At 49.2% G+C, this 11,255-nt stretch carries 7 protein-coding genes; 5 read left to right on the top strand and 2 right to left on the bottom strand.

Annotation, left to right across the window (positions count from 1 at the left end; genetic code table 11):
• Nucleotides 1-5,613, bottom strand: a 5,613-nt coding sequence (locus BGO59_RS24315) for an SdrD B-like domain-containing protein (protein ID WP_293687636.1), incomplete at its 3' end; no start/stop codon positions are given.
• 439 nt (nt 5,614-6,052) lie between these two features.
• On the opposite strand from BGO59_RS24315, the gene BGO59_RS24310 reads away from it, so the two are divergent.
• From BGO59_RS24310 to BGO59_RS24295, 4 genes are all read left to right on the top strand, one after another.
• Nucleotides 6,053-7,504, top strand: coding sequence for an arginine deiminase family protein (locus tag BGO59_RS24310; RefSeq protein WP_293687639.1), 1,452 nt, complete (start codon nt 6,053-6,055; stop codon nt 7,502-7,504).
• A 129-nt stretch (nt 7,505-7,633) separates the two neighbouring features.
• The gene (ctlX, locus tag BGO59_RS24305) at nt 7,634-8,563 is read left to right on the top strand and encodes a citrulline utilization hydrolase CtlX (protein WP_293687633.1); all 930 of its coding nucleotides are present in this window, start codon (nt 7,634-7,636) and stop codon (nt 8,561-8,563) included.
• A 155-nt stretch (nt 8,564-8,718) separates the two neighbouring features.
• Nucleotides 8,719-9,186: a MarR family transcriptional regulator gene (locus BGO59_RS24300; RefSeq protein ID WP_293687631.1), complete on the top strand. Its 468-nt coding sequence runs from the start codon at nt 8,719-8,721 to the stop codon at nt 9,184-9,186.
• Between the two features lie 45 nt (nt 9,187-9,231).
• Nucleotides 9,232-9,459 carry a hypothetical protein gene (locus BGO59_RS24295; RefSeq protein WP_293687628.1) on the top strand — a complete coding sequence of 76 codons (228 nt, stop codon included), beginning with the start codon at nt 9,232-9,234 and terminating at the stop codon, nt 9,457-9,459.
• Between the two features lie 156 nt (nt 9,460-9,615).
• Here the strand turns inward: BGO59_RS24295 and BGO59_RS24290 are convergent, their stop codons facing one another.
• Complete coding sequence (locus tag BGO59_RS24290; protein WP_293687625.1) at nt 9,616-10,479, bottom strand: porin family protein; 864 nt, start codon at nt 10,477-10,479, stop codon at nt 9,616-9,618.
• Between the two features lie 179 nt (nt 10,480-10,658).
• Between BGO59_RS24290 and BGO59_RS24285 the strand changes: the two genes are divergently transcribed.
• A partial coding sequence (locus BGO59_RS24285; RefSeq protein WP_293687622.1) for an SDR family NAD(P)-dependent oxidoreductase occupies nt 10,659-11,255 on the top strand: 597 nt, incomplete at its 3' end.

Here is an 11,255-nt window from a genome sequence, read left to right as displayed (position 1 = left end):
GTTGGCGATGTAGGTGAGTCCGGATGTGGTCGAATCGCGGACGGTCACGTTAGTCGCTGTAGTGGACCCGACATTGGTCAGCACGATGGTGTAGGTGAGTACTTCACCAAGTTGTGCCTTCGACTTATTGACTACTTTGTCAAGCGTTAGGCGTATAGGCAAAGTGTAGAATCCAGCATCCAGATTCAGGTTGTTTTCGGCAGCTGCTAGCGTGACCGAGCGAGTGAATCCGGTGATGGGGTTAGCATCACTGTCTTTGGCGTCATTACCTCCTTGTTGTGCTGGCGAGGCTGTGTAGCCCGACGGTTGAGTAAAGCCTACAACATAACTGAAGCTGTTGCCCGGTGTCAGACCTGTGAATGAGTACAGCCCTGAAGCATTGGTTGTAGTGGTTGCTGAAATGACGCCATCCGTGTATAGAGTAACGATGACCCCGGCAATTGGGGGCTCCCCAACATCCTGAATCCCATCTTTATTCAGGTCATGCCAGACAAAGTCGCCCAGGCTGGCGGTAACGGCGGGCTGAGCGGGTACTAGATAGCCAGCATCCAGTGTTGAATTGAACTCTCCCGGTGTCAGCGTTACTGATTGGGTAAGCCCGGTGATCAGGTCAGCGTCACTATCTTTAGTTCTATCCGTCCCGCTGAGTGGCGTAGTGATTGTATAGCCGGTTGGGGCCGTAAACCCTACTGAATAACTGAAACTGTTGCCTGGTGTAAGCCCAGTGAAGGAATAAAGGCCACTGGCATCGGTAGTGGTAGTGGAAGAAGTTGCGCCATTAACATATAGCGTAACAATTACTCCTTCGATGCCCGGCTCGATGCCGTCCTGAAGCCCATTCTTATTCAGGTCAATCCAGACAAAATCTCCCAGCCCGGCGGGAATCAGGTAGAAGCCCGCATCCAGGGTTGAGTTGTACTCGCCGTTCGTCAGCGTTACGGATTCAGTCCGTCCTGTAATCAGATCGGCGTTTGAATCCTTGGTCCGATCGGTGCCACTGTAAGGAATCGTAGCTGTGTAACCGGCTGGTGGAGTGAAGCCTACCACATAGGAAGTACTGTTGCCCGGTGTCAATCCGGTGAAGGAGTAGAGTCCAGAGGCATCGGTTACGGTGGTAGCCGAGGCAACCCCACTGGTGTAGAGGATGACGGTCACGCCCGGAATAGGTGCTTCGTTTTGATCCTGAACCCCATTTTTGTTGGCATCCACCCAGACAAAGTCACCCAGACTGGCAGCATTGGACGAACAATTCTGAGACAATTGCTGGCTGATAGAGCAGCCATTGAGTGTTAGGGTAATGAGTACAGGCTGCCCTGAAGGGATGTCGGTGATTGTCGATCCTGTGATTGTACCCAAGGAAGCCGTGACCGATGCGCCTGGAGTAGCGGTAAAACTGACCTGGTATGTAGCTAATCCATTACAGGATACACTGGTTAGCAGAGCGGGCAGTTGATTGACCGTGATGGTAGCGGTAGTGCTACTGATACAACCCGTTGCATTGGCGACAGTGACTGAGTAGGCAGTGGTGCTAACGGGAGTTGCTGTCATGAGGCCGGTAGTATTTGTCGTGCCGTTGCTAAAGGTATAGCTAGTGCCTCCTGTAGCGGTCAGCGTAACCGACTCCCCTGCACAAATAGTCGCGGAGGTCAGGGCCGGGGTCGGTAATAGATTGACAGTGACAGTGGCTGAAGCAGAGGCCGAACAGTTGGCTCCACTGCTGGCAGTAACTGAGTAGGCGGTGGTACTGGTGGGTGCTACAATCAGGAGACCCGTAGTGTTGGCAGTACCATCGGAGAAGACGAACGAGCTTCCTCCTGAAGCCGTCAGGGTAACTGACTGCCCAACGCATAGGGTTGCTGATGAGAGTGCAGCTACCGGATTGTTGTTGACGGTTACGCCCCCCGTGGCAACAGCCTGACAACCGGCTGCATCAGTAACAGTAACGGAATAGGCAGTGGTACTAACGGGTGCTACTGTCAGTAGTCCGGTGGCGTTGGTTGTTCCGTTACTGAAGGCATAACTGGTGCCTCCGGTAGCGGTAAGGGTTGCCGACGCACCAGCACAGATGGTAGCTGAACTTAAAGCTGCCGTGGGTAATGGATTAACATTAACGGTAGCAGTAGTGGTGCTATGGCAACCACTGGCATTAGCAACAGTGACTGAGTAGGCGGTGGTGCTAACGGGAGTTGCTGTCATGAGGCCGGTGGTGTTCGTCGTGCCATTGCTAAAGGTATAGCTAGTTCCACCAGTGGCTGTCAGGGTTACGGGCTGACCAGCGCAGATGGTAGCTGATGAGAGAGTCGCTATGGGTAGTTGATTCACACTAACGGTGGCGGTGGTAGTGCTGATACAACCCGAGGCATTGGCGACAGTCACTGTGTACGTGGTTGAACCCGCTGGCGTGACTGTAAAGAAGCCCGTAGCAGAGGTTGTGCTGGTGATGCCATTGGATAGCGTATAGCTAGTGCCGCCAGTCGCTGTCAGGGTAGTCGACTGGCCCGCACAGATTGTAGCCGACGTTAGTGTCGGGCTTGGTAACTGATTAACGTTGACGGTAGCGGTGGTGGTGCTATGGCAACCACTGGCATTAGCAACAGTGACTGAGTAGGCAGTAGTACTGGCAGGGGTTGCCGTCATCAATCCGGTAGTATTAGTCGTACCGTTACTGAAGGTATAGCTAGTTCCACCAGTGGCCGTCAGGGTTACGGGCTGACCAACGCAGATGGTAGCCGAAGAAAGGGTCGCTATGGGTAGTTGATTCACACTAACGGCAGCGGTGGTAGTACTGATACAACCCGAGGCATTGGCGACAGTCACTGTGTACGTGGTTGAACTCGTCGGCGTAACCGTAAAGGAACCCGTAGCAGAGGTTGTGCTGGTGATGCCATTGGAGAGCGTATAGCTGGTGCCGCCAGTTGCTGTCAGGGTAGTCGACTGGCCCACGCAGATCGTGGCCGACGTTAGTGTCGGTGTGGGAGTAGGGCTGACAACGACAGTGACAGTAGCCGTTGTCGAACAAACAGGACTGCTGCTTACCGTAAGCGTAAAAGTATGTGTTCCGGTCGGTAAACCTGATGTGGTTGCCGTGGCAGTTGTGCCATTCGTTACTGTAACACCGGTTGGCGCACTCCAGGCGTAGGTATAGCTACCAGCTGGAGTAACCTGTGCTGTTAGTGTCGCCGACGTTCCTTGGCAAACTGTAGTACTACCAAGATTCCCGTTTGCCTGGGCCAGTGCTGTAAATGAACAGGGCACAAAGCCTGCATCGAACGTAAAGTTATTAGCACCGGCTTGCCCTAGGGTGAACGTAACGATACCGCTGGCATTAGGGTCCGTATCGATATAGTCAGGGTTAGTACCCGTAGCTGAGTTGGGCTTACTACTCAGGCTGGCTGTGCTTACACTGGTTGGGAAAGTTAGTGTGTATGAACTTCCGCTAGTGATGCCTGTCAGGCTATAGACAAATCCTAAGGCGTTGGTGCCTGATGCATTCGAAAAATAATATTCCCCAGTTGAGTTGGTCGTTACGCTGACAGGGGAGGCCAGGCCGGGACCACTTAGCGTGACCTTCACGCCAGCTAATGGTGTTTCGCCGGGATCCTGGATGCCATTGTTATTGGAGTCTAGCCAGACCCGGTTGCCAATCTGTACAGGTGCAGGATTACAGACTACCTCAACATCACCCAAGCCATTTCCTTTACCATAGGTAGATACATCGTTCCCACTGAAAAAAATCTGCGCACTTGTTGAAGGGTCACCAAATCCATTATTTCTAAAGCGACGTATGCCGCCCGCATCGGTATGGGTGGTTGGGTCCATCACTGTTGACAGAACTTCACCGTAGCCTGGCAATAGAGCTAGTCCACCTAATACCATTTCCAGGTGGTAAGGCGTCACCGTATTCGGTTGAGAGATAGCATCTCCGTAGTAAAACTCTCCACCACCGATGCCCTGAGTTGTACTGGCACCAGCCGTAGCCGTACCACCACAAATACTAGCGTTATTCTCAATTGTCCACTGGTTGACCGACGGATTGCATTTTCCTGCTCTTAGTAGATCACCGGGAGCAATAGCTCTGTAGAGAGTAATATTATCAGTGGTGTTAGTGCCATAGTTTTGGTTTCCATACTGCTCGCCAAAACGGTCACGAAGCGCAATAATCATCGCGCCATCTACATCGATTTCAATGTCGGTGAGCATCGGTTGGGGGTGGCTGGCATTGGGTAGATCGTTACGGGCATAGCGGCTCAAAAACGAGTTAGGGGCCTGAGTGTCTACCCAAGGGAACCAATATTCTGCCCGGCTGGAGCCATCCTTGTCATTGTTAGTGGCCCCTTTCTTATACGTAAGAGGAAACGTTAGTACAGTAGTAAAGCTGCCATTGACCGGATTGAACTCATAAACAACCGCTTTCATGCCAGTTGTGTCGCGGGTTTGTAAGGGTATCGAATTATCGGTTGAACCAAGTCCGAAGCTTATCGTTGTGGAGACCGCTTCGTTGGTCGTAACGCCCCCAACGTACACGCGGTCCCGATAGTATTTCAAGCCAAATGGCCGGAATTGGCTACCCGTTCTTAGCGAAGGGGCAGGGATCGTGTAGGAGGTAGGCGTACCGGCAGTAGGGGTAAGGCTTGTCGGATTGTTGATTGGGATTCGGTATAGCTTCCGGTCGCCCAGATTGACAACGTATAATTCAGTGCCATCGTCAGATACTTCGAGATCACCCAGCCCCGCTTTACCTACCTGATCGAATACGGATGGGTCATAGTTGGGGGTAGCTGCCAGATTACTTAATGCTCGATCTGTGTTCGACAGGACTGTTGTGCTACCAGCTGCTGTTATAGCGGTTGCAGCGGAAGGAAGTGTGATGAATACCGAGTGGTTGCCGGCCAGATCGGAAAGATAAATAGCCCCCGGTCCGCCTGGGCCTAGCCCCGAGTGACGTTTCAGGAACGCTGACGTGAATAAGTGCTTACCTTGTCGTTGATACGCAACACCATAAAGGGTCCCGATTTCTTTATTTAAGCCCAGAGAGCTTTCGGCCGGTGAATCGCCGGTGCTGTTGTAAGGTAATTGAACCAGCACATCCCTATTGGCCGCAACCGTGGTGCCTAATCCGGTTCCGGTGGAGTTGCCGTTTACATAACAGGGAACGACGATTTGCGGATTACTCTGGCAATAGTCGGATGGATAGTTTAATCCAAAGTTTACACTGGTGCTACCTCCGTTAACAAACTGAACAGAAGTCGCGTTGTTAGTGCCGCGAAATCCGTCGAAGTCTCCTGCCGACAGATTGGTAAACTCTACCCGGTATGCGTTGGTATTGCCTACACTCAATGTGTAACTGCCCAGCGATGCAGTTAGTGTACTGCTAATGGCAGAGGCAGATACCACACCACTGGCATTATAGGCTTTGACAATGACCCCGCCTACCCCTGGTTCTCCGTAAGAATAAGTACCTGAAACTGGGGCGGCTTCATACGTTCCATTGCTGTTAAAGTCTCTAAAGACAGTGCCAGTAATGGTTTGGCTTGAACCAGGTATAGCAATCGCTATACTGATTATAAAAAATAGTAAAAGCCAACTTGTTGATTTTGTAGTAAACGTAGGCATATCTTCTATAGTCACGAGTAGATCAATACAACACGTGTGCTAGTTTGTCAAAAAGTATGCCGCAAAGAGTTAGTATGGATGAAATGCCAATAAATGCTAACAAACGTGTAGACGAAATCTAGTTTTGATATATGTATACTTTTTCATAAAAATAGAATTGAGCTCTTTAGCAAATAGTATGCCATTATTTTTTGTAATTCATTTACAAAGCATGTTTTTATATTAATGTAAAGCTGAAAATATTGTCTTTTTGTTTATTGTTATTTATATATGTTTATTTTTTATGAATTTGATGCAGCTGGTGTAAATTTATTGAGAGTAGAGTGGCTTTTCTTTTCCGTGTTCAAACTCGTACCTTGCAATTCACTCAATCCCTCTGGTGGAGAGAAGAAGTATGGAAAACGAGTATGAAACAAATAACCTGGATAACCGGGATGCCATGCATGAAGCTGAACCCTTTCGCATTCAGGTTGCCTGCGAAATCGGTACGCTCAGACGGTTGCTGATTCATAGCCCCGATCGGGGTTTGGGCAAAGTAATACCTTCCAAAGCACAGGACTGGCTCTTTGAAGACATCGTACATCTGGATATGATGCGCCGGGACGAGTACGACTATTACGTTAAGCTTCTGTTATATTTTCTGGACCCCGATACGATCCGGGGCAAGGTCGCGTCACTTGGTCCGGGTTCGGATCGGTCGTTTTTCAAACCCGATCATCCGGGCTATTTTAAGTCCGATAAAGTCATTGATATTCAATTGCTTCTGGCAGATATCTTGAAGGATGAAGGTATCCGTACCCGGCTGATTGCTACAATTTGTGGCATTGAGCGGGCTGCTTTTCGAACACAACAGCAGTTGAGCCAGTATGAGCCCGCTGAACTTGCAAAAATCATGATTTCCGGCTCGCTGCCCGATCGAACGATGCTTTTTGCACCCCTACCTAATTTTATTTTCACCCGCGACATTGGCATCGTTATCAATGACCACATTCTGCTGAATAAACCGGCTAAACTAGCCCGGACCCGTGAAGCCCTACTTACACAGTACATATTTTTCTACCATCCCCTGTTTGCTGGTTACCAGGATAAAATCATTGAGATTCCCGATAATGAATACGCCTTCTTGTTATCCGATGCCGATACCAACCGCGATGTGACCCGATCAACGCTGGAGGGGGGCGATGTGATGATGATTGCCAAACGGCATTTGTTGATTGGGGTAAGTGAACGGACAACTTTATATGCCGCTCAGCAGGTTATGCGTCTCGTTTTCAATAAGAATCTGGTGGATACGGTAACGATTTTGCAAATCCCTAAAAAGCGGGATTATATGCATATCGATACCATTTTTACGCAGGTAAAACGCAATGTATGGGTTTTGCTGGGTTCGTTGGCCCGTACGGGTGATGAAGCAAAGAAACGGGATGTAATTCATTTTTTTGCCCCCAAAGACGTATCGGAAGATTTGAAAATCCTGCAATTTATCAAGGGTCTTGAGCATAAGCCGATCGAGATTGAAAATCTGGAAGACCTCCTGGCCGACATCAGTAAAAATGATCTGGGGGCTACCGAGCCTGTGCAGTTTATTTATTCGGGCAATAATGAGTTCCCGTTTGGAGCCCGTGAGCAATGGACGGATTCATGTAACCTGCTGGCACTAAAAGACGGGGTTGTGGTAGGATATGACCGTAACGAAAAAACCGCCGAAGCTTTCCGTATGGCGGGCTTCGATGTGGTGCGGGCAGAGGAGTTGCTGGAACGTTTTGAGTCGGGTGTTACTTCACCCGAAACCATCGAGAATACATTTATTATGCTGCCTTCGGCCGAACTGAGCCGGGCACGGGGAGGCTCCCACTGTATGAGTCTGCCCCTATGGCGTGAGGAACTATAAGTGTTTCTGAACCAGTCGATTTTCTAAACCTTACAGGACTCTTTAAGGGAATTGTTGAACAATTGCGACATCAATAGTAATTTGCTACCCGATTTGGCCGTAAGGCTTTCCAACTGATCGACTACGTGCATGCAATCACAGGCCACCTCCCGTATATTGATGATCCGCCCGGTTCGCTTTGGATTCAATGAGCAAACCGCTGAATCTAACGCGTTTCAGGATAGTAAACTGGCGACACAGGCAAATGATATAGCCCAGGAAGATGCCCTACAGGAGTTTGATGAGATGGTTCGTCAGTTGCAGGCCTTAGGGGTTGATGTCATGGTGTATGAAGATACTGCTGATCCGCATACACCTGATTCGATTTTCCCCAATAACTGGGTATCGTTTCATGCCAGCGGTACGGTTGTACTTTACCCTATGCAGGCCGAAAACCGACGGCTTGAACGACGGCAGGATATTATCGACGATCTGGCCAAACGGTTCCATGTTGCCCGCGTGGTCGATCTGACTTCGTTCGAGCAGGAAGGTAAATTCCTGGAAGGTACTGGTAGTTTGGTACTGGACCGGATGAATAAAGTAGCCTTTGCCAGTTTATCACCTCGTACCGATGCCGATGTACTGGCTGAGTTCAGCCGCCAGACCGGGTATCGAACCGTGGCCTTTAAAGCGACCGATGCCAATGGCAAAGCGGTGTATCATACCAATGTGGTTATGTGCATTGCAGATACGTTTGCCGTGATTTGCCTGGCAGCTATCACAGACCCCGACGAACGGCTGATGGTACGCCAGGAACTGGAAAAACTGGGTAAGCGTATTATCGAAATATCGCTGGAGCAAATGGCCAGCTTTGCGGGGAATATGCTCCAGGTTCTGACAAATAAAGGACAGAAGGTACTGGTCATGTCGACGCGGGCCTTCGAATCGCTAACCCTTCGGCAAATCGACCAGCTGGACGATTACGCTTCTCTGTTCCACTTTAATCTGTCTACAATCGAAAGCAACGGTGGAGGTTCGGCCCGTTGTATGATGGCTGAAGTCCATCTTCCGAGGAAGTAGTTAGGAGCGAGTAGTGAGAATGGCTGACGCGAAAATATTGCTTTCGCGTCAGCCATTCTCACTACTCGCTCCTCGCTCCTAATACTTTTTAAAAATATTGTTTGCACATACAAATATCATTATTACCTTTGTACAGTCATTCGTAATTGAAGAAGATGAAAGGAGAGAAAACGATCGCTGTTGCTGAAGAAAGTTCATCGACATCACGCTACAGCGCTTGTCTGTTGTTCTCGGCAAATGCGTTGGCACGGGCTATCACTGCCATTGGCGACGAAGAGTTTGGCCGTTTTGGCATGTGTTATTCACATGCTTACATGCTCTGCGAAGTGGTTTCCCAGCCGGGTATTACCCCTTCGGAATTGAGCGAAACGCTCTGCCTGACGCCATCTACTATAACGCGTCTGGTTGAGAAACTGGAGCAAAAACGGTTGGTTCGTAGAGAATCTGAAGGGAAAAAGACGCTGATTTTCCCAACTGAAGAAGGGGAGTCTATCAAGCCTGATATTACGGCTGCCTGGGATCGGGTGAGCGAGCGTTATTCGCAGGTATTGGGCGAAACCAATGTTTGTCAGCTTACACAGCAGATCTTTAAGGCATCGAAGGTCCTGGGTGATGGGGCCTAGAATTAATTTGAAAAATTTGTTTGCACATACAACAACTCAATAACCATGAAAACCAACGATTCAACCATCGGATTAGTAGCGGGGAAGCCCACAAATACCACGAGAGCCATATGCCGGTCGTTGGCTGAAAAGGGAATTTCAGCTATTGTAGTGCAAAAAGAAGGGCGCACGTTTGATGTGGATGACGAGCCTCTGGCTACTGACGATAATAAGCAATGGTCAGGCCAACCAGGAAAAGACTTGTTCTTTAACGGCTGGAAGCTACTCTTTTAAATGATCGAATGATTGAATTACTGAATTATTGAATGATTGAATAGCGTACGCTGCATACTCTGCCGGATGGTATTCAATCATTCAATCATTACAAAAATGGCGGCACCCAGGGGATTGCCGCCATTCCAAAAACCCACTCTATGAGAAATTTTATCGTTATAGCGGAAAGATGTAGCCTAAAGCTCCTTGACCCCATACGATCTTTGAGTCAGTACTGAAATTTCCATCGGTATCGCTCAACGGATACAGCCCTCGTACTTCAATCGTAACATGACCGGGGCCTGCTTTTAAGGCAGCACCTACACCGGCTGCACCACCGAACCCAAAGCGACCTGGCGTATTGCTGACATCTCGTTTTTTCCCATCAAGACTGGAGCTGGCCAGATAAGACCCATAAGGACCAATATTGACAAAAAATCGGCTCCCTGCGTACGTTCCTGATGAAATTTTCAGGAAAAGAGGCACTTCAATGAAATCATTACCAGTAGTGACTGTCTGAGCAAAAAGGTCGGTTACCCGTTGCGTATAGCGTGTATAATTCACCTCTGGCTGAAACGAAATAGTCCCCTTCCCGAAATTAAGAACTACACCGCCTGTAAAGCCCACCTGTGCTTCGAAACCAGTAATTTTTTCTGTATAGAACGGATATGTAACCCCTCCACGAGCCCCAATTCGGAAACCCGATGAGGTGCCATCCCGTGCAATCCGTTCGGGGCGTGTCATCGTTTCCCGCGTCATTGCTTTCCTGGGGGCGTCTACTGCCGATGGCTGGGTAGTTGTGCTTACGGCCTGTTGCTCGGGTGCCTGACGATTTGTGATGGCTGTAGTTGTTGCGGCTGGCGTTGACGTGCTTGGCTTTTTGGTAATGCCGTGATACTGATCGTATAATTCCTGCTGACGGTTGGTTACGACCGTTCGGGAATTGGGCTGCGTCGCTGTCCGATTTGTCGTACCCGATTGAGCCAAAGATAACTGGCTGGTCAGCCCGATGATCGCAAAGAAAAAATATAAAGGTTTCATGGGTACAGAATTAATGAAGCCAATAAGCAAGATTAGCCGCTAAGCTACTAAATTCCTGCATAGCACTGAGGAAACGGTCAGTTGCTTGAGCATACGGTTGTTTTTTCACAAACATTTTTACGCTTCATAGATTTAGTAAATAGTGGGTACCCACTGTTTTGCTAAATCCACGAAAACGTATGAAAACTCACCATCATCGCACAGCATTTATTACCGGAGCAAACCGGGGTATTGGAAAGGAAATTGCCTGGCAGTTGGCAAAGCAGGGCTTTGCCGTATTTATCGGTGCCCGCGATATCGCAAAAGGCCGGGAAGCTTCGGAAGAGCTTTGTCAGGCAGGTTATGAGTCCACATTTATTCAGATCGATGTAACTGATCCGGTTAGTATACGTACGGCCTGTGGTACATTTTCGCAGAAGGCCGACCATCTGGATGTACTGGTCAACAATGCCGGTATTCTCGAAGATCATGGCGAAACTATTCTTAAGCTAAATGCCGAAATGCTCGACCGGACATTCAAGGCCAATGTGACCGGGCCTATTTTGGTTATTCAGGATTTTTTGGATCATTTACGGAAAAGTCCTGACGGCGGTCGCATTATCAACGTATCCAGTGGAGCAGGGATAATCAAAGATATGTCGACTTATGCCCCTGCCTACAGCGTTTCAAAAGCCGCCCTGAATGCCGTTACGAAGCAGTTTGCCGGTGCTCTCAAGGCCGATCGTATTGCTGTAAACTGTGTTGATCCGGGTTGGGTACGTACGGATATGGGAGGC

It is taken from the genome of Spirosoma sp. 48-14, assembly GCF_001898575.1.
Taxonomy (GTDB): domain Bacteria; phylum Bacteroidota; class Bacteroidia; order Cytophagales; family Spirosomataceae; genus Spirosoma.
This window is presented reverse-complemented; position numbering and strand designations above follow the sequence as displayed.